The sequence below is a fragment of the Collinsella sp. OM06-18AC genome (genome assembly GCF_003438785.1).
Taxonomy (GTDB): Bacteria; Actinomycetota; Coriobacteriia; order Coriobacteriales; family Coriobacteriaceae; genus Collinsella.
In genome coordinates, this window is the sequence record NZ_QSTX01000011.1 from 50,352 (window position 1) to 72,101 (window position 21,750).

Genomic DNA, 21,750 nt, shown 5'->3' on the forward strand with positions numbered 1-21,750 from the left:
TCTTAAGAATTTTGTTGGCCGAATCGCTTGACAAGAGTGGTTCGGCCATTTTCTATTCCGAGCCCTCAGCCTGAGCATTCACCCGAACATAAGCGCGCACGATACGAGAGACGGTACTCTTGCTGATTCCCGTATATCGTTCGATCTCGCGCACCGTGTAGCCGACATCGTGCAGGGCGAAAATGATTCCATCTCGCCGCGAGGGCGCTACGGTCTTGAGTTCGTTGAGCGGCACGCCCAGGCGCTTCGCCATCTTGTCGGCAAACGCACGCCGCTCCCACTCTGTCTCATCCATATCGTGAATCACCGGATCGGAACCATCGGGCATCGACAGAGAATAATCCAGAAACCCCTTGGCAGACTCAAAGAGCTCAAGCACACAAGAAGGGTCCGAAAATCCCCTCGTCGTATCGTTGTCATACGCTCTCAGATACTCGGCAAAGCTGCTCCAGGGATAACGCTCGATCAGGGCGATACCCGCCTCCTGCGGATTAGCGTGAACATAGCGAATGGCAGCCATTAGATAACGGTCGGTATCGAGCGAGCGCCGGTCAAAACGGTTCTGGAACAGATGACCCGTGCGCCCCGTGCGCTTATTGAACCGCCGCGCGTACGTCAAAAGCAGCCGGTGCATCGCCGCGCTCATCGCGTCCTCGTAATCTGCAAGCACCAGATGCACGTGATTGCCCATAAGGCACCAGGCGATAACCGTCACGCCCGCCTCGCGGCAGCACTCGCGCATCAGCTCCAAAAACTCCCACCGGTCTTCATCGCCCTCAAAGATGAGCTGCTTGCCCACACCGCGGGCACAGACATGGTAAAAGCCGGTAACCGTTCTCCAAACGCGCTGCATGGCGCTCCCTTCGCCGGGATCTGATTGCCATCCAATACAGCACGATTGAAGCGTGCCATCAAAACATTCACGCAAAACAATACACTCGCGCGGCCAAAGGCAGTAAACGGGCGGCGAACGGCACCGTTGCAACAGGTCAACCCCTGCAACGCTTACAAGAGCTGACCAAAAGCTTGCCCAAGACGAACCCCCTCTACGGAAGTTCGCGACCACAGAACATATAGTTAAACCGTTTCAATTAAAACTTCCGGACTTCTCGCTACGAAAACTGAGCCGTTCGCCGAATATTCCGTGCATTTCGCGGTATTATAGGGGCTGCATGTCATGTCCCTTTCGAAGGGTCGCCCGGCAATCGCCAGCCACGACCCCCAGACGGGACGCCAACACGATAGAGAGGAGAGGCATGCAGTACTCACAGGAAGTGGAGAACATGTGCCCCGTTGCCAAGGGTGCATACCACGGCCCCGCACCCATCCCCGAGGAGGGCAAGTGGGTCCAGGCTAAGGAGATTTCCGACATCTCCGGTCTTACGCACGGTGTGGGTTGGTGCGCACCTCAGCAGGGCGCCTGCAAGCTCACGCTGAACGTCAAGGACGGCATCATCGAGGAGGCCCTCGTTGAGACCATCGGCTGCTCGGGCATGACCCACTCTGCTGCCATGGCTTCCGAGATCCTTCCCGGTAAGACCATCCTCGAGGCCCTCAACACCGACCTCGTCTGCGACGCCATCAACGTTGCTATGCGCGAGATCTTCCTGCAGATCGTTTACGGCCGCAGCCAGACCGCGTTCTCCGAGGGCGGCCTGCCCGTGGGCGCCTCCCTCGACGACCTCGGCAAGGGCCTTCGCTCTCAGGTCGGCACCATGTTCGGCACCAAGGCCAAGGGCGCTCGTTACCTTGAGCTCGCTCAGGGCTACGTCACCCGCATGGCTCTCAACGACAAGAACGAGATCATCGCATTCGAGTTCCTGAACCTCGGCAAGTTCACCGACGCCGTCAAGGCCGGCAAGACCCCCGAGGAGGCCATCGCTGGCGCTATGGGCCACTATGGTCAGTGGGAGAACGCTGCCAAGTACATCGACCCGCGCACCGACGAGGAGACTCACTCCGTCGCCAGCGTGTTCCCGGTTCACGAGTAGAAAGGGAGGGAAATAACTATGACTGTTACGTTCGAAGGTTACGAGCGCCGCGCTGACAAGATCAACAAGTGCCTCGCCGACAACGGCATCGCCTCCCTCGAGGAAGCTCTGCAGATCTGCACCGACAAGGGCTTCAACCCGCGTGAGATCGTCAACAACACCCAGTCCATCGCCTTCCAGAACGCCGAGTGGGCCTACACCCTCGGTTGCGCTCTCGCTGTCAAGCGTGGCGCCAAGACCGCTTCTGAGGCTGCCGCCATCATCGGCGAGGGCATCCAGGCCTTCACCGTTCCCGGCTCCGTCGCCGAGGACCGCAAGGTCGGTCTGGGCCACGGCAACCTGGGCGCTATGCTGCTCTCCGACGACACCGAGTGCTTCGCCTTCCTGGCTGGCCACGAGTCCTTCGCTGCCGCTGAGGGTGCTATCGGCCTGGCTCTGAACGCCAACAAGGCTCGCAAGAAGCCGCTGCGCGTCATCCTCAACGGTCTGGGCAAGGACGCTGCTCAGATCATCGCCCGCATCAACGGCTTCACCTACGTGAAGACCCAGTTCGACTACTACACGGGCGAGCTCAAGGTCGTCGAGACCATCCCCTACTCCGATGGTCCCCGCGCTGCCGTTAACTGCTACGGCTCCGACGACGTCCGCGAGGGCGTTGCCATCATGTGGCACGAGAACGTCGACATCTCGATCACCGGTAACTCCACCAACCCCACGCGCTTCCAGCACCCCGTCGCTGGCACCTACAAGAAGGAGCGCCTCGAGGCTGGCAAGAAGTACTTCTCCGTCGCTTCTGGTGGCGGCACTGGCCGTACCCTGCACCCGGACAACATGGGCGCCGGCCCTGCCTCTTACGGCATGACCGACACCATGGGTCGCATGCACTCCGACGCCCAGTTCGCCGGTTCTTCCTCCGTGCCTGCGCACGTCGACATGATGGGTCTCATCGGCATGGGCAACAACCCCATGGTCGGTGCCACCGTCGCCTGCGCTGTCGCCGTCGAGGAGGCCCTCAAGGCCTAATCGCGCCCGCGCGATGCTCATATAGTTGAGTTTTGGAGCCGCTACCTTTCGAGGTAGCGGCTCTTTTTGTTTGCGCTGCTGCAGGGTGGCTAATGCCGATATACCAGTTGGGGCGAAATACGAGATGAGACGAGATGGAACGTCAAAGTGTCCATGACACCCACCTGCCATAATTGCCCTTTACCGATTTGCCGAGTCTTTGCGGCCCCATTGCCGATCACCCGTGCGACAATGCGCCGGACGAGAAAGGAATCCGATGGAATCGACTGATGTACTGGTAATTGGATCTGGCATTGCGGGCCTTTGCGCCGCCATCGAAGCGGCGCGCGCGGGCGTGACCGTCACTGTGGCAAGCGCCGGCAAGACTATGAGTGGATCAAGCTTCTTCCCCGGAACCTGGGGCTTGGGGCTTATCGGACCCGTTAACGAAGACGACGAACAAGACCTTATCGATACCATCCAGACCGTTGGTGGCGGCGTCGCCGACCCCGATCTTGTCCAGACGTTTGTCCACAGCATTCCCCAGGCAATTGAATGGCTCGAGCAAGACCTGGGTGTTGAGCTCCAGCGTCCGCAAAGCGCTGAAAGCGCTCAGCAAAAGCAATTTATCCCCTGCTTTGACCACAAGACGCGCATGTGGCGCGGCCTCACCCGCAAGCCCCTTGAGGACGCTCTGACGACCCGGATCGAGTCGCTCGGCATTCGCCTGCTCCCCCGCCATGAGCTTATCGACCTTGTTGAGGACACGAACGGCAGAATAACCGGAACCATGCTCTACGACCTCACCGAAAATCGAATCGTGCCCTTTGCTGCCAAGGCCACGATCATCGCAACCGGTGGCACAGGCGGCCTGTTCGAGCGCAGCCTTACGTCGGCTGATGTGCTCAGCTCCTCGCAGGCCATCGCGCTGGCGCACGGCGCAACACTTACTAATATAGAGTTCATGCAGATGATGCCCGGCTTCATCGAGCCCAAGCGCAACCTGGTCTTCAACGAGAAAACCTGGCGCTACGTACATGTAGACCAGCCGGTAGATATTGCCGACGACAAGCTGGACGACCTGCTCGAGCAGCGCTCTGGATATGGTCCCTTCACGTCACGCTTGGCCTCCCGCGCTATCGATCTCGTCATCGATCAGGCAGGTGTCGAAGGCCTGGCACTCCACTACGACTTTCCCCGCGAGGATGTCCCAGAGTTTGTGCAGACCTTTGCCACCTGGCTGCAAGACGAGCACGGCATCGCCCCGACTGACGAGATGCGCGTTGCGATGTATGCCCACGCCGCTAACGGCGGCATCAAGATCGATAAGACCGCGCAAACGGGCGTTGAGGGCCTCTACGCTTGCGGTGAGGCGACAGGCGGCATGCACGGCGCCGACCGCATTGGTGGCTTGTCAAGCGCCAACGGCATCGTGTTCGGGCGCATCGCGGGCGCATCGGCAGCCCAAGCAGCGCTGGACGCTCCCGAGGCGGCCGCTCCGATGGATATCGCCCTCCCTCAGTATGGCATTGCCACAACAGATGCCGAACGCCTGACACACAGCCTTAAGCACACGATGAGTACCTATTGCATGATCAACAGGACCGAAGCAGGTCTATCCGAGGCACTACACGAGCTTGAGGGCTTGAAGACGGAGGCAACGACCTTGAGCACACAGAAAGCCCAGGACAGCGAAGTCGCAGCCCTCGCCCGCCTGCAATCGCAGAATCAGCTGGCAACGGAGATGGTCAAAGCCATGCGCAAGCGGACCGAAAGCCTGGGTTCGCACTATCGATCGAATTAAACTGGACACCTATCTAGAGCAGAGCACAACTAATCGATATCTATGGGCCCCGTGACCTCGAAGTGGCACGGGGCCCATTCGTGTCCGCACGGCAGCGTATCCTTATTCTGAGTACAGAGCGGGCAAAGCGCGCATAGACAATAGATCAGCGAGGAGGAGATATGGACAGTAGTGATATCGAGAAGTGGCGTGTCGAACTTGATAGCTACGCCAATGTGGAAGACGGCGTTGAGTATTGGCTCGCACGCGATTTAATGGAACCCATGGGATACACTCGATGGGAGAACTTCGCCGAAGTTGTTAAGAGGGCAAAAGTCTCGTGCGAAACAAACAAAACTCCAGTTGATTCCCATTTTCGTGACACCACGAAAATGATAACTGCCGGTGTCGCCGCTCGCGCGGTTAAAGACTACAAGCTTACGCGCTATGCATGCTATTAATCGCCCAAAACGGAGATTCAAACAAGCCAGAGATCGCGCTCGCCCAGGCATACTTTGCCGTGCAGACGCGCCGCCAAGAGCTCATAGAGCAGCGCTTCGCAGAGATTCAGCGCTTACAGGCGCGCCACTCGCTATCCGATTCAGAGAAACAGCTCTCGGGTATTGCGTTCAAACGCGGCGTGGACTCCAAAGGATTCGCGATCATCAAGTCGAAGGGCGATGAAGCATTATTCGGCGGCAGAAGCACGGCGGAAATGAAGCAGCAGCTCGGCGTACCCAAGAGCGCGGCATTGGCGGACAGGTTAGCCGATGTCCTCATCAAAGCAAAGGACCTTACGAACTCGATGACGGCCTTCAACGCCGAGGAACACGACCTGTACGGTCTGGACCAGATCAAGCAAGAGCACGTCGAGAACAACACAAGCGTGCGTGGCAGCCTCATCGACCGCGGAATTGTCCCCGAAAATCTACCACCTGCCGAGGACACAAAGAAGCTCGAGCGTCGCGTGAAGGCAGACGAGAAGAAACTCAAGGAGGGTACAGACGGCTTTACCGATCCACAGGGTAGACTCGATTTGTAAATATTCCGGGTTACTTTGGTGAGCCATCAGGGGGTCAGCCTGCTGCGCAGGCGTCCGCTGCGGCGCTTCGCGCCTTGCGCGCTGCGCTGGCAAACGCTTGCGCGTTTTCTCAGCTCCGCGCCCCGACGGGTTCGACCCCATGAAAGGTCAACAAAAAAGACGGCCAACTTTCGCTGACCGTCTTAACATGCTTTGGTGGGCCGTCAGGGGGTCGAACCCTGGACCTTGGGATTAAGAGTCCCCTGCTCTACCAACTGAGCTAACGACCCAAAGCTAAAGTCCGTGGTGGCGGACTTTAGAGGAGATATCGTGTGGTGGGCCGTCAGGGGGTCGAACCCTGGACCTTGGGATTAAGAGTCCCCTGCTCTACCAACTGAGCTAACGACCCGATATCAACACGAAGCAAGAACTGGGGTGGGTAAAGGGACTCGAACCCTCGACCTACGGGACCACAACCCGTCGCTCTAGCCAACTGAGCTACACCCACCGTGTCCTGTGCGCTTCGCGCTCGACTATTATTGCAAGGAACGCCACGCGATGCAAGCCCCAATTTTCAAGAATTTTGAAAAGAGTTTTTCGAGCCCGTTTCGAGCAAATCCCACCGGTTCCATAGGAGTAAACTTGCTCCACCCAATGCTCGAAAGGATAGGCATGAAAGAACTCTCCAACCGCACGGCGGCGTTTACCGATTCGGTCATCCGCCGCATGACGCGCATCTCCAACAAGTATGGTGCCGTCAACCTGTCGCAGGGCTTCCCCGATTTCGATCCCCCGGCGCAGCTGCTCGATAGCCTCAGCACCATTGCCACCGACCCCAAGCCGCTTTACCACCAGTACTCCATCACCTGGGGCTCCCAGGCCATGCGCGAGGCGCTTGCCGCCAAGCAGGAGCACTTTATGGGCATGCCGATCAACCCCAACGAGAACATCGTGGTCACCTGCGGCTCCACCGAGGCCATGATGGCCGCCATGATGACGGTCACGAACCCCAGCGACAAGGTCGTCATCTTCTCGCCATTCTACGAGAACTACGGCGCCGACACGATCCTTTCGGGTGCGGAGCCTATCTACGTGCCGCTCAACCCGCCCACCTTTGACTTTGACCGTGAGGTCCTGGAGGCGGCCTTCCGCGACAACGATCCCAAGGCGATCGTTCTATGCAACCCGTCCAACCCCTGCGGCAAGGTCTTTACCCGCGAGGAGCTCACCCTTATCGCCGACCTGTGCAAAAAGTATGACGCCTACTGCATCACCGACGAGGTCTACGAGCACATCGTCTACGCGCCCCACGAGCACGTGTACATGGCCACGCTGCCCGGCATGTTTGAGCGCACCATCAGCTGCAGCTCGCTATCCAAGACCTACTCCATCACCGGCTGGCGCCTGGGCTACACCATCGCTCCTGCCGAAATCACCGAGCGCATCAAAAAGGTTCACGACTTCCTCACCGTGGGCGCCGCCGCTCCCCTGCAAGAGGCCGTCGTCACCGCCCTCAACTTCGACGACAGCTATTACCAGGAGGTCCTCGACCTCTACACCGCCAAGCGCGACCTATTCTGTCAGGGACTCGACAGCATCGGACTCACGCACAACGTGCCGCAGGGCGCCTACTACGTGATGATGGATATCTCGGAGTTTGGCTATAACAGCGACCTCGACTTCTGCGAGGATTTGGCCTCCAAGGTGGGCGTGGGCGCCGTGCCCGGCTCGAGCTTCTTCCGCGAGCCCGTCAACCATCTGATTCGTTTCCACTTTGCCAAACGAGACGAGACGCTTAACGCGGCACTGGAGAACCTCAAGTCTCTGCGTGATAAAATCGAACCGCGCGGGTAAGGACGGTCAGTAACTAAAGGCACTAAAGAAACCTCGTGAACCCGTTGGGCCACGAGGTTTCTTTTTATAGCGACCTCATTTATTTTTTTGAGCGCTATACTTTAGTCACGGAGCAACTCGTCCCAGAGAGGAATACTATGGCAGAGCAGCTTATCGGAGCGCTCGAGGCCGGCGGCACCAAGATGGTCTGCGCCACGGGCTATGCAGACGGTATAGTCCTGGAGTGCGAGCAGATCGCGACCACGACCCCGCAGGAGACCGTCGAGGCCGTCAACGCATGGTTTGCGAACAAGGGCATCGCCGCGCTGGGCATCGGCGCCTTTGGCCCCACCGCAGTCAACCCCGCCTCGCCCCAATACGGCAAGATCCTGGAGACGCCCAAAACGGCATGGCGCTACTTTGACCTGCTGGGCACCATCCAAAACGAGCTCAATATTCCCTGCGGCTACGACACCGACGTCAACGTCGCCTGCCTGGGCGAGGTCACCTTTGGTTGCGCCCAGGGCCTCACTGACGTGGTGTATCTGACCATCGGTACCGGCGTGGGCGCTGGCGTGCTCTCGGGCGGTAAGCTCGTGCACGGCATGATGCATCCCGAGGCCGGTCACATCCTGGTCACGCGCGACCCGCGCGACACCATTGGCGAGCACAGCGCCTGCCCCTTCCACGACAACTGCCTCGAGGGCCTCATCGCCGGCCCCGGCGTTAAAAGGCGCTGGGATGGCAAGAGCGCCGGAGACATGGCCGATGACCCGGAGGCCATGGATCTGCTCGCCGGCTATCTGGCGCAGGCGCTCATGACCTACATCCTGTGCTATGCGCCGCAGAAGATCGTCATCGGCGGCGGCGTGGCCGACCACACCCCCATCGTACCGCTCGCGCGCAAGAAGTGCGCCGAGATGCTCAACGGCTATATCGTCACGCCCGAGGTCAACGACATCGATACCTACATCGTCAACAACAGCCTCGAGGGCAAGCAGGGCATCATGGGCTGCCTGGCCCTAGGCGCACAGGCGCTTCAGTAACAGACGCACCCACAGGGCGTGGCGCACCCGGCAAATCCGACCTATGGAACGACGCCGCCACACCTCATATAAGCCCTCCAATAAAAAAGGCCGCCTAGGACCAAACAATGCGTCCTTAGGCGGCCTTTTTGGCGCACATCAGCGACCGTAAGAGATATCGGAGCACAACGCCCGTTGCCGCACCACAGCAGTCGATCATCACATCGGTGATCATGCCGGCGCGTCCCGGCACAAAGAGCTGAATCGTCTCGTCGATCGAGGGAATCAGCAGCAGGAACACCGCCGTGGGCAGCAGCACGTCAAAGGTGCGCCGGCCCTCAAAATCAAAGGCGTGCGTTGCCAAGATGCCGAGCACCATATACTCGGTAAAATGCGCGCACTTGCGAACAACAAAGTTGGTCACCCATTCATATGGAAGTCCCACGCCGTGCAGGAAACCGCGGATAGCTTCCATGACCGTTAGGCTCAGCGAGCCCGACCCCGAGCCGGGAACCAGCGAATTGCCCCAGATCAAGAGCGCCATCAGGCAGGTCACGACCGCCCATTTTCGATTGATCTTAACCATGCAGAAGTTATGCCTCCGCACGGAGCGGCGCGAAGCTGGCGGTACCGCCCTCGATAACGCTCAGATAAGCACGGCCCGTACGCTTGGCGGTAGAGGACTGAAGACGCTCGATCTCTTCCTCGAGGATCTGATTGACGCGCTCGTGACGACGATTTTCCATAATGCCGGCGGCAATAGCCTCGGCCCGCTCGATGCTCTCACGCGAGATACGGGCAGTATCCTCGGGGAACACAGCGCTGTGACGGCCGACATAGGCGGGGGCAGCAGGCTGAGGGGCAGCGACGGGAGCGGGGGCTGAAACAGGAGCAGGCTCGTCAATCTCATCCAGAATCGCGGTGGCGGCGGCCCACATACCCTCGTGGCCCGAGTAATCGGCCATGGGGACATCAACCTCGAGCGAGGCGTCCGGAAGGTCGCCGGTGTCGATGCGATCTTGGGCATCAATCGATGCGGTGATGGCTGCAGGCTCATCGAGGTCATCGAGATCGATGCCCGCGGCACCGGAGATGATAGGCATGCTGGCGAGGTTTGCATTGTACGGCGCAGCCTCAGCCGCCTGCTGCTGGGCAGGAGCGCCCCAAAGCGAGCTTTCGGCGGCACGGCGGGCGGCAACAGCCTCCTCGTCCGCGGTCATGGCTTCATCAACGTACGAATTATCGGCAGAAGCGTTCGCGTCCGCCGAGGTAGCGCTGTAGGCGTTATTGACCGCCGCATTGGCAACGAGTGCCACGAAAGCCGCCGTGCTGCCCGCAGGGGCGGCCTGGGAGCCCGACACGGCGCGTGCCGCGGCGGCGATATCATCGCGATTGAAGGAGCCGGTCTGCCCGCCGTTGGTGAGCTCGTCGATGGCGACTTGATAGACGTCGCGCGAGCGTGCAGGGTCGCAGCTCACCGGCGAATCGTCGTCGAGCATGCTGTCGATCATGGACCAAGCCTCGGCCTCGTCCATAGCATCTGCGGCTCGAGCGATGGTAGGGACACCATCATCGGCATGACGGCGCTGGAACGCACCAGTCAGGCCGGAAAGGAATGCCGAGGTAGACTGCTCCGACTGAGCCTGAGAAGCAGAAGCCGCAGCGTACGGAATCGCATCCTGCTGCTGAGCTGGAATCGAGGCGGTCTTGAACTCGCTTTGATGCTGATTGAGATTGGCGGCACCGCCCATGGCATCGGGCTGGAACAGACGCTCTTCACGCTGCGCACGATACTCGGAGATACCCAGCGAGGCGGCATAGATACCCACGCCCGCCACCGCGCCCACGGCGAAGGGAACTGCACCCGCCACGACCGTCTCGTTCACCGACGAAAACGGCAGCGTCGCGGCATACATAACCACGGGAGCGGCAAGGCCGATCCCGCACGAAAGTCCGGCAAGGACTGCTCGTTGTGTTGCATCAGAAGAAGCCATGAGCTCTCCCCATCTTCCAGCACCCAAATCGCATCATTCAGTTGGCTGCGCGAGAGAAGATGAAGCGGGGCTATGCCCCAAAGCAACGGTATATGGTTCGTTTCATCTGCGTTTTCCGTCGCGAAGCTTAAAAGTTATTATGCGAAACCGTCCTGTCGATTGCAAGTGACGATGTCGGATTGAAACGGGAAACCTGCTGCTCGTCGGTCTTACGGTCAAAAATAAGCGCGGAGCGGCGCTATAGAAAAGGGCCGAGGCTCAAAGCCCCGACCCTTTATCGCATTGATGCCTATCGCTGCGCGTGGATGACAACCTAGAACGTCTGCTCGTAGTCGCTGTGTTTTTTGGCCGAACGCACCAGGAACTCCTGGTTGGTGTTGGTGCCCTTAAGACCCTTGATAAACGATGCGGCTGCGCGCTCGGTGTTGTTCATGCCGGCAAGAATGCGACGCAGACCAAAGACAAACGGACGCATCTGCTCGTCGACCAACAGGTCCTCGTTACGCGTACCGGAGGCAACGGGGTCGATAGCCGGGAAGATGCGGCGGTCGGCCAGGTCGCGGTCGAGCTTAAGCTCCATGTTGCCGGTGCCCTTGAACTCCTCAAAGATGACTTCGTCCATCTTGGAACCGGTGTCGATGAGGGCAGAGGCCAGGATGGTAAGCGAGCCACCGTTCTCGATATTGCGGGCTGCACCCAGGAAGCGCTTGGGTGGATATAGGGCCGCCGAATCGACGCCGCCCGAAAGGATGCGGCCCGAGGCGGGCGCCGCCAAGTTGTAGGCGCGGGCGAGGCGCGTGATGGAGTCGAGCACCACCACGACGTCGCCACCCAGCTCTACGATGCGCTTGGCGCGCTCGATGACGAGCTCTGCCACGCGGGTGTGGTTGTCGGCAGGCATATCGAAGGTCGACGCCACAACCTCGCCCTTGATGGAACGCTGCATATCGGTGACCTCTTCGGGGCGCTCGTCGACGAGCAGGCAGATGAGGTGCACCTCGGGGTTGTTAATCGAGATAGACTGGCAGATCTTCTTGAGGATCGTGGTCTTGCCGGCCTTGGGCGGGGACACGATCAGGCCGCGCTGGCCCTTGCCGATCGGTGACACGATGTCGATGGCGCGGCCGGTAATAGAGTCCTTGCCGTGCTCCATGCGCAGCGGCTCGTTGGGATAGACCGGGGTGAGGTCGCCGAACTTGGGACGGTTGCGAATCTGCTCGGGGTCCAGACCGTTGACGGTCGTGATTTTGGCGAGGCCGGCGCGCTTGTCGCCGCCGCGCGAAGGACGCAGCGAGCCCTCGATGACGTCGCCCGTGCGCAGGCGCGCGGAGCGGATGAGGTAGGCGGGCACGAAGGCGTCGTCGTTGGACTTCATGTAGCCATGGGCGTGGATGATGCCGGAGCTGTCCGGGCGAATCTGCAGAATGCCCTTGATGTCGCGGAAGCCCTCGGCCTTCGCAGCGGTGACGTAGATTTCCTCGACGAGCTCGGCCTTCTTCTTGCCGGTCGTCTCGATCTCGAACTCCTTAGCCTTCTCGCGCAGCTCAGCGACCTTCATGGCCGCGAGTTCCTCGCGCGAAAGCGTGGGCTCGGTGGGAGCGGCATTACGCTCCTTGTTGCGCTGTTTGCGATCGCGCTGGCGGTTGCGACGGTCGTTGTTGCGGTCGTCCTTACGCTCGTTGCGCTCGTCGTTGCGCTTGTGCTGGCGACGGTTGGGACGAGTGCCGTCTTCGCCCTCAGCGGGGGCGGCACCATCGGTTGCGGCGGTGCCAACATTGGCCGCGGCGGCGTCATTGGCCTCGGCGCCAGAATCAACCTGCGCTTCGACATCAGCATGCTGCTCGGCGGCCTTGGCCTTAACGGACTTCTTGCGACCGCGCTTGGGCTTCTCGGATGCAGGCTGTTCGACGTCCTGGGGCTCGGCGGCATCAGTCGATACATCGGCGGTCGTCTCGGTGGAATCCTCGGACGCGCCCTTCTTGGCAGCCTTAGCCTTGGACGTGCGCTTAGCAGCAGTGCGACGCCTGCGACCGGGACGGACGTCGGCGGGCTCGGCATCGGCAGAAACGGCCTCGGAAGTCGTAGCATCCTGGACGGGTTCATCGGCAGCAGTTGAGGACTTGGCGGTCGCCGCAGCATCCCGAGCGGCGGCGGCTGCGGCTGCGGCCTTCTCGGCCTCGACAAAGGCCTTAGGCTTGCGACCGCGACGGTGCGGGCGCAAAGCCGGATCGACAACGGGAACTTCGCTGGCCTCGACAGGCGCAGCGGGCTCAACAGACGATGCACCCTCCCCTGCCGCGGAACGGACCGAAGTCTCAGTGGGCTCGGGGACTACCTGTTCCGCAACCTGCTCGGCCTTAGCAGCCGTGCGACGGCGTGTGCGCGGTGCCAGCTTCTCGGTCGGCTGGTCGGCGGCAGGAACCTCGGTGGCGGCAGGGGTCTCGAGTACAGACGGAGCTGCAAGCTCGGTCAGAGCCGCGGCCTCGCGCTCGGCAGCACGACGGCGGGCGCGCACCACCTGAGCCTCGCTAATCTGCGCCAACGCACGTGCCTGCGCGACCTCATCGGAAATCGGCGCCGAGGAGTCAGCTGCAACGGTGAGCTTGGCGCGCGTCGTGCGCGTGGTACGGCGCTTTGGCTTGGTGACCTCCTCGCCGTCAGCGGCAGGCTTGGCCGTGCGGCGCGTGCGCTTGGGCTTTGCCGGAGCAGCCTCCTCACCAGTTGCAGGCACGGCCTTCTCAGCCGCTACAGGCATAGGCGTCGAAGCAGCCTTAGGCGTCTCAGGAGCCGAGGCTTGAACGGGCGCCGCGACCTGGTCCGACGCAACCGGTGCAGCGGGAGCGGCCTGCGTCGTCGTTATTTCGTTTTCTTGCTGTTGATCAGACACAGTGTTTGCTCAACTTTCTTTTCAAGCCCTGTGATCACATGCTCCCTGCATAAACCTTCAGGGCGGCTAAACAGTCTAGTTCCGCTCAAAACGACGGACATCATTGATCTGTATCGAGATGATTGCGTCAACTACGCAGCGTTAGTGTAACACAACCGCCGCCACCTGCAACTTAGTCATTGGGGACGTTCTTAAACGACTAGTCAAAAGGGACACTCTTTGTTTGCCACCCACAAATCTGACTGCCTCCGCCAAAACTATGGCGGTTTACTACGATGAATCGCTCAACCGCGACCACTCCGAAACTTGTTGAACTAAAACCGCAGGTAGATGCCTTGCACTTTTTAGCAAAACGCCGGCGTGGTTAGAATTCCTCAATTCATCGTAGTAAACTGGCATAGTTTCGTATTTCCAGCAGTTCCAAATTCATCAATACGTCAGCGTTTGCGAAAAAAGCCCGACCTCCGTAGGAGATCGGGCTTATAGGGCTCAGTTAAACCAAACCTACACGGTCAAATGACCCGCAGATTACATCTGCTCGGGCGCGGAAACGCCAACGAGGGTAAGCACCAGGGCGAGCGTCACGCGGACAGCGTCGCAAGCTGCCAGACGGGCGCGCGAAAGCTCGGGGTCGACGGGACGGCCCTCGCTCGGCAGAACCTGGCAGGCAGCGTAGAAGCTGTGGAAGTCGCCGGCGAGCTCCTCGGCAAAGTGGGTCAGACGGAACGGAGCGCGATCGCGAGCACAGCTGGCGATCAGGTCGGTGAGCTCGTTGAGCTTGCGCGAAAGGGCGAGCTCGGTCGGGTCGGTCAGCAGCGAGTAATCGACGTTCTCACCGATGGCCTTGGCGGCAACGGCCTTCATGCCCATCTCGTCGGCCTGCTCGGCGGTAACGTCGGCGGCACGGCGCAGGATGGAGCACACGCGGGCGTGAGCATACTGCACGTAATAGACCGGGTTGGAGTTGTCGCGCTTCTTAACGGCCTCGATGTCGAAGTCGACCATCTGGTTGGAGCTCTTGGAGATGAGCGTGTAGCGAGCGGCATCGGAGCCGACCTCGTCGACGAGCTCCTGCAGGGTCACCATGGTGCCCTTGCGCTTGGACATACGGACGGGCTTGCCGTTACGCAGCAGGTTGACGAGCTGGCCCAGCAGAACCTCAAACTTGCCGGGGTAACCCAGAGCGTCGCAGACGCAGCGTACGCGCTCGATGTAACCGTGGTGGTCGGCGCCCCAGATGTCGATGACGTGATCGACGCGCTGGAACTTATCCCAGTGATAGGCGACGTCGGAGGCGAAGTAGGTGTACTCGCCGTCGGACTTGATCAGGACGCGGTCCTTGTCGTCGCCCAGATCGGTGGAGCGGAACCACAGGGCGCCGTCCTTGGTGTAGAGGTAGCCCATCTTGTCGAGCTTCTCAAAAGCGCGGTCGACGGCGGAGGTGCCGGCGGTCTCGCCCTCGGTGTCCTTCACATACAGCGAGCGCTCGGAGTACCAACGATCGAAGTCGCAGTTGACGGCGTGGCAGAGGTCGCGCATGTTATCGACCATCTTTACATAGCCGCGCTCGCGGAAGCTCTCCATGCGCTCCTGAGGATCGGCGTTGACCCACTTATCGCCGTCGGTGCGCCAGAACTCGGCGGCCTCGTCGATGATGTAGTCGCCGCCGTAAGAGTCCTTGCCCAAGGTCTCGGCAAAGTTGTCCTGATACGGATGGGTCTCGGGGTGCTCGTCGTTCTCGTCGGCAACAAAGGCGTCACGGTCGGCGATCAGCAGCTTGTGAGCCTCGTCGATATCAACGCCCTGCTTGGCGATGATGTCGGCAAGCTGCATATAGCGCGTGCTGATGGAGTTGCCGAAGGTGTTCATCTGAGAGCCGTGGTCATTGATGTAGAACTCACGCTGGATCTCATAGCCGGCGTGGTCCATAACGCGGCAGAGCGAATCGCCCAGCGCGGCCCAGCGGCCGTGGCCGATGTGCATGGGGCCGACGGGGTTGGCGGAAACGAACTCGACCTGGGTCTTCAGGCCACCACCGACGTTGGACTTAGCGAAGTCCATGCCCTTCTCGCGAGCCTCGCCAAAGATGGCATTCTTAACGGCAACGGAGAGGTAGAAGTTGATGAAACCGGGGCCTGCGATCTCAACCTTCTCGATCGCGGGATCCTCGGGCATATGGGCAACGATGGCCTCGGCGATCTTGCGCGGGGCGCAGTGGGCCAGCTTGGCGGACTTCAGGGCCATGGTAGAGGTCCACTCGCCATGAGAAGTATCAGCCGGTCGCTCGATGGCGCAATCGTCAAGTTCAAATGCGGAAAGGTCGCCGGCCTCCTGGGCCGCAGCAAGCGCAGCGCGTACCAGCTCTTCAATCTTCTCGGGCATAGATCCTCCTTGTGTTAAAGCCCCCGAGCTCTTGGTCACTCGTAGGGCAAAAGCCAGAGTTTGTAGCACTCTATCACAAGCGACGCACACTGTCGCAGGGTAAAGCCAATCGATTTTGCATATGCACAAAAATGACTACTGCTCTTGCACGGCTGTACAAAGTTGGCGGTTTTCCTGCAGATTATGCACGCGTTTGAACTGCATAAACATGTGAATGAGCGGTGCATCATATCGAATACTCTTACCTATCGGAGTTGTGTGCTTTTCCTGCATAAAGTCAGGGTTTGCGCACGTCAACGTGGTATTCTAGACATACGCAAATTCGTATAAGTTGGAGGTAGCATGTTCTCAATCGGTCAACACGTCATTCATCCGGGTCAGGGAGTCTGCACCGTCGTCGGTTTTAGGGACGACACGCCGCAGCCCATGTTGTTGCTCGAGACCAAGCAGGGACATGCGCAGACGATCCTTATGTACCCCGTGGCGCAGGCCGATCGTTTGCATGCCGCCATCTCCCAGCAAGATGCCGAGCATCTGCTAAGCCACTATGACGAGCTCGAGTGCGACACCTTTACCGAGCGCAACAGCTCGCTGGAGGAGACACACTTTAAGCAGCAACTTAAGCTGGGCGCACCCGAGACGGTCCGCGTGGCAAAGACCATGATGCACCGCATTCGCCAGGCCGAGGAAGCAGATAAAAAGCCTAGCTCTTACTACATGCGCGTACTCAAGGAAGCCAAGCGCCGCTCTATCGAGGAGTTCGCCGTGGCCCTGGGCGTCACCGAGGAGGACGCCGAAGCCCGCCTATCCCAAGCCGCCCTCAACTAACCCACCCGCGCCAAAAACCACCACAAAGGGGACAGGCACCTTTGTGGTGGTTTTCTTGTTCTAGTAGCATTCATTCATTAGCGATACCCACGAGTACAAGGAGTCACTTATGGCAGAGCCGCTTACCGCCGGAATCACCCGCGACCGCGCGTTTGAACTGCTCAACGAGCACAACAAGGACCCGTTCCACATCACCCACGGCGAAACGGTCGAGGGCACCATGCGATACTTTGCGCGCGAGTTCGACCCCGAGAACGAGGAGTTTTGGGGCATCGTCGGCCTGCTGCACGACTTGGATTGGGAGGAGCATGAGGACGACCCCATGAACCACACCATCTATGCCGCCAAGATCCTCGAGGGCGAGGGCGCATCGCCCGAGCTCATTCGCGCCATCCAAACGCACACGTCCGATTTCAACTCTTCGCTGCCCAAGCCCGAGCTGCAGATGGAAAAGATTCTGTTTGCCTGCGACGAACTCACCGGCCTGATCGGTGCTGCCGTGATCATGCGCCCAAGCAAGAGCGTCATGGACTTTACGACCAAGTCGCTCAAGAAGAAGTTCAAGGACAAACGCTTTGCCGCCGGCTGCTCGCGTGACGTGATTACGCAGGGTGCCGAGATGCTGGGCTGGGAGCTCCCCGAGCTCTTCGACCGCACCATCGCGGCCATGCAGTCCTTCGCCCCCGACCGCGACACCTTCCAGGCCTAACCGCCCACGCCACCTATAACCACCGCAAAGGGGACAGGCGCCTTTGTGGTGGTTTTTCGTTTGCAACAGGTTTAGGGACGGACCTGGCCGGTGCCGCGGAGCTTGTATTTGTAGGTGGTGAGGGCCTCGGCGGCAAAGGGGCCGCGGGCGTGGAGCTTTTGGGTCGAGATGCCGATCTCGGCGCCCAGGCCAAACTCGCCGCCGTCGGTAAAGCGCGTGCTGGCGTTGGCGTACACGGCCGAGGCATCGACCGCGTCCAGGAAGCGCTCGCAAGCATCCGTGTCCTCGGCAACGATGGCCTCGGAGTGCATCGTGCCGTAGCGGTTGATGTGCGCGATGGCCTCGTCCTCGTTTGCCACGACCTTCACGCTCATCTCGAGCGCCAGATACTCGCGACCCCAGTCCTCCTCAGTCGCGGCGGCGTAGTCATCGCCCTCCACAAAGCCGGCGTCGGCGCACGCGGCGCACGTGGCCTCGTCGCCGTGCATGAGCACGCCGTGGTCATGCAGCACGGCAACGACCGCGGGCAAAAACGCATCGGCCACGGCACGGTCGACCAGCAGCGACTCGGCGGCATTGCACACGCCCACGCGCTGCGTCTTAGCGTTGACGATAATATTGAGCGCTTTATCGAAGTCGGCGGATTCATGCACATAGATGTGGCAGTTGCCCGTGCCCGTCTCGATCACCGGCACGAGCGACTCGCGCATGCAGCGCTGGATCAGGCCCGCACCGCCACGCGGAATGAGCACATCGACAATACCACGGAGCTTCATGAGCTCGCCGGTGGCCTCGCGGTCGGTAGACTCGATCATCGAGACGGCCTCGCGCGGGAAACCCTGGGCCTCAAGCGCATCGGCCAGCAGCTCGGCAATCATGGCGCACGAGTGATAGGCCAGCGAACCGCCGCGCAGGATGCAGGCGTTGCCGGTGCGGATGCAGATGCCCGCGGCATCGGCCGTCACGTTGGGGCGCGCCTCGTACACCATGGCAACCAGACCCAGCGGCACGCTCACGCGGGTAAGGTCCACGCCGCTTGCAAGCACGCGATGGTCGAGCACGCGGCCGACGGGATCGGGCAGCTCGGCAAGCTTCTCCAGGCCGGCGGCCATGCCCTCAACGCGCTCGGGCGTCAGCAACAGGCGATCGAGGAGCCCTGCCGAGGTCCCCGCATCGCGCGCGGCGGACATGTCGAGCTCGTTGGCGGCGACGATGGAGTCGACACCATCGCGCAGCGCCGCGGCCATGACGCGCACGGCCTCCTGGCGCTGGGCATCGCTCGCCGTGGCAAGCGCGGCAGAAGCGGCCTTGGCCTCGACGGCAAGATCGTGGACATACGTGGCTATATCGACCGACATGGACGGCCCTTTCTCTTAGATGTTTGCCCACCATGGTAGCCGATTTACGCGCATCCTCGCCGACGGAGGTAGAATTGGTCAACCCGAAACACCGCAACGAACGGAAGTAACGCATGGCCCTCATCACTTCGTACCACGTCCCCGGCCTCTATGTCGAGGACCACAGCATCGACATCCCCTTGGATTGGCGCGGCCTGGAGCCGATGCTGTTGGCCGTCGGCAGCACCATGCGCCGCGGCGCCATGCCGGCGCCCATCGCCGGCGCGCCCGAGAGCATTAAGCTTTTCTACCGCGTGGTCTGCGCACCTGACCGCATCAACGACGATCTGCCGCTGCTCCTGTTTTTGCAGGGCGGCCCCGGTGGCGAAAGCCCGCGTCCGCTGTCGCCCACGAGCGACGGCTGGATCGAGGAGGCCGTCAAGCATTTCCGCGTCGTGCTGCCTGACCAGCGTGGCACCGGACGCAGCAGCTGTGTTGACGGACGCACGATCGCGGCCCTGGGCGAGCGCGCCGAGGCAGCAGGAGCCAATGCGGCCCACTCACAGGCGGACTTCCTCAAGCGCCACCTCGCCAGCTCCATCGTGCGCGATTTTGAGTACCTGCGCCTGGTGGGCTTTGGCGGCAAGCCGTGGGTCACGCTCGGCCAAAGCTACGGCGGCTTTTTGACGCTGAGCTACCTGTCGCTCTTCCCCGAGGGCGTGGCGGCGAGCTTTACCTGCGGTGGCATTCCCCACGTCCCGGCAAGCGCCAGCGAGGTCTACGCACACACCTTCCCGCGCATGACCGCCAAGACGCAGCAGTATTACGACCGCTACCCCGCCGACGTCGAGCGCGTGGCGGCCCTGGCAGATGCCCTCGAGGAGCAAAAGCCCGTGCTACCCGACGGCTCGCCGATGACGGTCGAACGCCTACAGCTCATGGGCAGCGACTTTGGCATGAAGCCGAGCTTTGAGCGCATGCATTGGATTATCGATCATGCTTTTGTTGACGGCGACGGCACGCTGGCCTGCGGCGCCTCGGTATCTGACAGCTTTTTGATGCGCGCCTTCGAGCGCACCAACACGCGCACGAATCCGCTGTACTGGACGCTTCAGGAGTTCATCTACGCCGACGGCGACACCATGCCCATTCGCTGGGCCGCGGCAGAAGAGAAGGCCCGTCGTGCCGAGTTCGACACGCTCACGCGACCGCTCATGTTTACCGGCGAGGCCATGTTCCCGTGGATGTTTGAGCAGATGCCCGAACTTAAGCCCTTCAAGCCGGCGATGGATCTGCTTATGGAAGACACAAGCTGGGACAAGATCTACGACCCGCAGCGCCTGGCGTGCAACGAGGTGCCCCTGCAGGCCGCGGTGTACTTCGATGACATGTACGTGGACTCGGGCATGCAGCTCGATACGCTCAGTCGCGTGGGCAACTCGCATGCCTGGGTGACCAACGAGTTCGAGCACGACGGCTTGCACGGCAGCGTGGTGTTCAAGCACCTCTTCGACGAAGCCCTCAACCGCGGAGACCTGCGCCAGATCTTCTAGCAAAGGAGTGTCCCCGTCTGCCGGCACAATAGGAACGTCCCCAAGTGCCGGCAACGACAATGCCGCTGGTAGAGGACAGAAAGCGAAAACGCCCCTAAGCGAGCAAGGTGACGTGAAAGAGGAGGGCATTGACCTTTTGGTCATGCCCGACGATTGAACGTCAGATTGCCGCTTAGGGGCGTTTGCAGCGTCAATTGGTTAGGCGAACACTATCAAGTTGTCCCTATGGATTGCGGGCTTCTCTGCCAGATCCGCCAGCAGGCGGTTGCTGACGATCTGGTCCTGGCGGCGGCCGGCTGCAAGTTCCAGCACGTCCGAATCGGCCTCGGCGATACCGCGGGCGACGACCATGCCGCTCGGGTCACACACGTCGAGTACATCGCCTTCGGCAAAATCACCATCGACCTCGCGAATACCCACTGCAAGCAGCGACGAGCCACGACTGACCAGCGCTTTCGCGGCGCCGTCATCGACCGTCACCGAACCATGGGCCTTATCGCCCAGCGCAATCCACAGCTTGCGGGGCGCAATGTCCAGGCGCTCCGCCGGCGGATCGAACAGCGTACCCACGCTCTCGCCGCGGGCGAGACGCACGAGCGCATCGGGCTCCTCGCCCGAGCAAATCACGCTCTGAATGCCAGCCGTCATGAGAATGCGGCTTGCACGGATCTTGGTGATCATGCCGCCCGTACCCACCGAGGTCGAAGAATCGCCCGCCGAGGCAATGATCTTGGCATCGATCTTATGCACGACCGGGACAAACTCGGCCGTCGGGTCCTCATGCGGATTGGCGGTGTAGAGGCCGTCGATGTCCGAGAGCGTCACGCACAGATCGGCAGAAACCAGGCAGCTCACAAGCGCCGCCAGCGTGTCGTTGTCGCCAAACTTGATCTCGTCGACGGTAACGGTATCGTTCTCGTTGACAACAGGCACCACGCCAAGCTCCACCAGGCGCAGCAGGGCGTCGCGTGCGTGCAGGTAGGACGTGCGGCGGGCCGTGTCGTGGCGCGTGAGTAGCACGAGCGAGGTGAGCAGATCCCGTGCATGGAACTCCTCGTCGTAGGCCGACGAGATGATGCACTGACCAGCCGAGGCGCACGCCTGCAGGCTCGGCAGGTCGCCGACCGGCTTGTGGTCGAAGCCCAGCACGGGATAGCCACAGGCGATAGCGCCCGAGCTCACCACGACCAGGCGCCAGCCAAGCTCGCGCAGCGCTGCGGCCTGATCGGCAAGCCCGCCGATAAAGGCGCGGTTGACCTTGCCGTCGGCGCCCACCACCGTAGACGAACCGATCTTTACCACCATCGTTTTATAAGAAGTCGTCATACGTCAAACCAATCGAATGTTCAGCGAACGGGCGAACGGGCCGAGCGAGAAAATAATCCGTGTTCCTCCGTCCCCTTCG

17 protein-coding genes and 3 tRNA genes are annotated in these 21,750 nt (G+C 60.9%); 10 read left to right on the plus strand and 10 right to left on the minus strand.

Annotated elements, in window-relative coordinates; translation table 11 throughout:
• Nucleotides 1–52 precede the first annotated feature (52 nt).
• On the minus strand, nt 53–853 hold the full coding sequence (locus tag DXB86_RS07755; protein ID WP_117583739.1) for a transposase: 801 nt from the start codon (nt 851–853) through the stop codon (nt 53–55).
• 403 nt (nt 854–1,256) lie between these two features.
• Between DXB86_RS07755 and DXB86_RS07760 the strand changes: the two genes are divergently transcribed.
• The 5 genes from DXB86_RS07760 (at nt 1,257) to DXB86_RS07775 (ending at nt 5,818) form a co-directional block, all read left to right on the plus strand.
• Nucleotides 1,257–1,991 carry an iron-sulfur cluster assembly scaffold protein gene (locus tag DXB86_RS07760; RefSeq protein ID WP_006235554.1) on the plus strand — a complete coding sequence of 245 codons (735 nt, stop codon included), beginning with the start codon at nt 1,257–1,259 and terminating at the stop codon, nt 1,989–1,991.
• Nucleotides 1,992–2,009: 18 nt separating this feature from the next.
• Nucleotides 2,010–3,014, plus strand: a complete 1,005-nt coding sequence (locus tag DXB86_RS07765; protein ID WP_055252290.1) for a GGGtGRT protein — start codon at nt 2,010–2,012, stop codon at nt 3,012–3,014.
• A gap of 256 nt (nt 3,015–3,270) precedes the next feature.
• Nucleotides 3,271–4,797, plus strand: a complete 1,527-nt coding sequence (locus tag DXB86_RS07770; RefSeq protein WP_117736729.1) for an FAD-dependent oxidoreductase — start codon at nt 3,271–3,273, stop codon at nt 4,795–4,797.
• 161 nt (nt 4,798–4,958) lie between these two features.
• Nucleotides 4,959–5,237 carry a BRO family protein gene (locus DXB86_RS10065; RefSeq protein ID WP_197032112.1) on the plus strand — a complete coding sequence of 93 codons (279 nt, stop codon included), beginning with the start codon at nt 4,959–4,961 and terminating at the stop codon, nt 5,235–5,237.
• Complete coding sequence (locus tag DXB86_RS07775; protein WP_199411021.1) at nt 5,228–5,818, plus strand: hypothetical protein; 591 nt, start codon at nt 5,228–5,230, stop codon at nt 5,816–5,818. The genes DXB86_RS10065 and DXB86_RS07775 overlap by 10 nt, the downstream gene beginning before the upstream one ends.
• Before the next feature lie 193 nt (nt 5,819–6,011).
• On the opposite strand, the gene DXB86_RS07780 is transcribed toward DXB86_RS07775, so the two are convergent.
• From DXB86_RS07780 to DXB86_RS07790, 3 genes are all read right to left on the minus strand, one after another.
• Nucleotides 6,012–6,087 (minus strand) — tRNA-Lys (locus DXB86_RS07780).
• Nucleotides 6,088–6,130: 43 nt separating this feature from the next.
• Nucleotides 6,131–6,206: transfer RNA gene (locus tag DXB86_RS07785), tRNA-Lys, on the minus strand.
• Nucleotides 6,207–6,228: 22 nt separating this feature from the next.
• Nucleotides 6,229–6,305, minus strand: a tRNA-His gene (locus DXB86_RS07790).
• A gap of 164 nt (nt 6,306–6,469) precedes the next feature.
• Between DXB86_RS07790 and DXB86_RS07795 the strand changes: the two genes are divergently transcribed.
• Together DXB86_RS07795 and DXB86_RS07800 are read left to right on the plus strand one after the other, a co-directional pair.
• Nucleotides 6,470–7,651 (plus strand): pyridoxal phosphate-dependent aminotransferase, encoded by a 1,182-nt coding sequence (locus DXB86_RS07795; protein ID WP_117736730.1) that lies wholly within the window; start codon nt 6,470–6,472, stop codon nt 7,649–7,651.
• A gap of 137 nt (nt 7,652–7,788) precedes the next feature.
• Nucleotides 7,789–8,676: an ROK family protein gene (locus DXB86_RS07800; protein WP_117736731.1), complete on the plus strand. Its 888-nt coding sequence runs from the start codon at nt 7,789–7,791 to the stop codon at nt 8,674–8,676.
• Nucleotides 8,677–8,791: 115 nt separating this feature from the next.
• Here the strand turns inward: DXB86_RS07800 and DXB86_RS07805 are convergent, their stop codons facing one another.
• The 4 genes from DXB86_RS07805 to argS all read right to left on the minus strand — a co-directional run bounded on the left by DXB86_RS07805 (nt 8,792) and on the right by argS (nt 15,918).
• On the minus strand, nt 8,792–9,241 hold the full coding sequence (locus DXB86_RS07805; RefSeq protein WP_006235485.1) for a VanZ family protein: 450 nt from the start codon (nt 9,239–9,241) through the stop codon (nt 8,792–8,794).
• 7 nt (nt 9,242–9,248) lie between these two features.
• On the minus strand, nt 9,249–10,649 hold the full coding sequence (locus DXB86_RS07810; protein ID WP_117583743.1) for a hypothetical protein: 1,401 nt from the start codon (nt 10,647–10,649) through the stop codon (nt 9,249–9,251).
• Between the two features lie 313 nt (nt 10,650–10,962).
• On the minus strand, nt 10,963–13,536 hold the full coding sequence (gene rho, locus DXB86_RS07815; protein WP_369831485.1) for a transcription termination factor Rho: 2,574 nt from the start codon (nt 13,534–13,536) through the stop codon (nt 10,963–10,965).
• A gap of 528 nt (nt 13,537–14,064) precedes the next feature.
• Nucleotides 14,065–15,918, minus strand: coding sequence for an arginine--tRNA ligase (gene argS, locus DXB86_RS07820; protein WP_117563961.1), 1,854 nt, complete (start codon nt 15,916–15,918; stop codon nt 14,065–14,067).
• A 342-nt stretch (nt 15,919–16,260) separates the two neighbouring features.
• On the opposite strand from argS, the gene DXB86_RS07825 reads away from it, so the two are divergent.
• Together DXB86_RS07825 and DXB86_RS07830 are read left to right on the plus strand one after the other, a co-directional pair.
• Entirely contained in the window at nt 16,261–16,746 is a 486-nt protein-coding gene (locus tag DXB86_RS07825) for a CarD family transcriptional regulator (protein WP_117736733.1), read from the plus strand.
• Nucleotides 16,747–16,855: 109 nt separating this feature from the next.
• Nucleotides 16,856–17,455, plus strand: a complete 600-nt coding sequence (locus tag DXB86_RS07830; RefSeq protein ID WP_117736734.1) for an HD domain-containing protein — start codon at nt 16,856–16,858, stop codon at nt 17,453–17,455.
• A 71-nt stretch (nt 17,456–17,526) separates the two neighbouring features.
• On the opposite strand, the gene DXB86_RS07835 is transcribed toward DXB86_RS07830, so the two are convergent.
• On the minus strand, nt 17,527–18,813 hold the full coding sequence (locus DXB86_RS07835) for a glutamate-5-semialdehyde dehydrogenase (RefSeq protein ID WP_117736735.1): 1,287 nt from the start codon (nt 18,811–18,813) through the stop codon (nt 17,527–17,529).
• A gap of 113 nt (nt 18,814–18,926) precedes the next feature.
• On the opposite strand from DXB86_RS07835, the gene DXB86_RS07840 reads away from it, so the two are divergent.
• On the plus strand, nt 18,927–20,345 hold the full coding sequence (locus tag DXB86_RS07840) for an alpha/beta fold hydrolase (protein ID WP_117736736.1): 1,419 nt from the start codon (nt 18,927–18,929) through the stop codon (nt 20,343–20,345).
• 198 nt (nt 20,346–20,543) lie between these two features.
• On the opposite strand, the gene proB is transcribed toward DXB86_RS07840, so the two are convergent.
• The gene (proB, locus tag DXB86_RS07845) at nt 20,544–21,671 is read right to left on the minus strand and encodes a glutamate 5-kinase (protein ID WP_117736737.1); all 1,128 of its coding nucleotides are present in this window, start codon (nt 21,669–21,671) and stop codon (nt 20,544–20,546) included.
• Nucleotides 21,672–21,750: the final 79 nt, after the last annotated feature.

Coding starts and splice junctions, on each gene's coding strand:
- DXB86_RS07755 (WP_117583739.1), bottom strand. CDS start 853: ATGCAGCGCGTTTGGAGAACGGTTACCGGCTTTTACCATGTCTGTGCC.
- DXB86_RS07760 (WP_006235554.1), top strand. CDS start 1,257: ATGCAGTACTCACAGGAAGTGGAGAACATGTGCCCCGTTGCCAAGGGT.
- DXB86_RS07765 (WP_055252290.1), top strand. CDS start 2,010: ATGACTGTTACGTTCGAAGGTTACGAGCGCCGCGCTGACAAGATCAAC.
- DXB86_RS07770 (WP_117736729.1), top strand. CDS start 3,271: ATGGAATCGACTGATGTACTGGTAATTGGATCTGGCATTGCGGGCCTT.
- DXB86_RS10065 (WP_197032112.1), top strand. CDS start 4,959: ATGGACAGTAGTGATATCGAGAAGTGGCGTGTCGAACTTGATAGCTAC.
- DXB86_RS07775 (WP_199411021.1), top strand. CDS start 5,228: ATGCTATTAATCGCCCAAAACGGAGATTCAAACAAGCCAGAGATCGCG.
- DXB86_RS07795 (WP_117736730.1), top strand. CDS start 6,470: ATGAAAGAACTCTCCAACCGCACGGCGGCGTTTACCGATTCGGTCATC.
- DXB86_RS07800 (WP_117736731.1), top strand. CDS start 7,789: ATGGCAGAGCAGCTTATCGGAGCGCTCGAGGCCGGCGGCACCAAGATG.
- DXB86_RS07805 (WP_006235485.1), bottom strand. CDS start 9,241: ATGGTTAAGATCAATCGAAAATGGGCGGTCGTGACCTGCCTGATGGCG.
- DXB86_RS07810 (WP_117583743.1), bottom strand. CDS start 10,649: ATGGCTTCTTCTGATGCAACACAACGAGCAGTCCTTGCCGGACTTTCG.
- argS (WP_117563961.1), bottom strand. CDS start 15,918: ATGCCCGAGAAGATTGAAGAGCTGGTACGCGCTGCGCTTGCTGCGGCC.
- DXB86_RS07825 (WP_117736733.1), top strand. CDS start 16,261: ATGTTCTCAATCGGTCAACACGTCATTCATCCGGGTCAGGGAGTCTGC.
- DXB86_RS07830 (WP_117736734.1), top strand. CDS start 16,856: ATGGCAGAGCCGCTTACCGCCGGAATCACCCGCGACCGCGCGTTTGAA.
- DXB86_RS07835 (WP_117736735.1), bottom strand. CDS start 18,813: ATGTCGGTCGATATAGCCACGTATGTCCACGATCTTGCCGTCGAGGCC.
- DXB86_RS07840 (WP_117736736.1), top strand. CDS start 18,927: ATGGCCCTCATCACTTCGTACCACGTCCCCGGCCTCTATGTCGAGGAC.
- proB (WP_117736737.1), bottom strand. CDS start 21,671: ATGACGACTTCTTATAAAACGATGGTGGTAAAGATCGGTTCGTCTACG.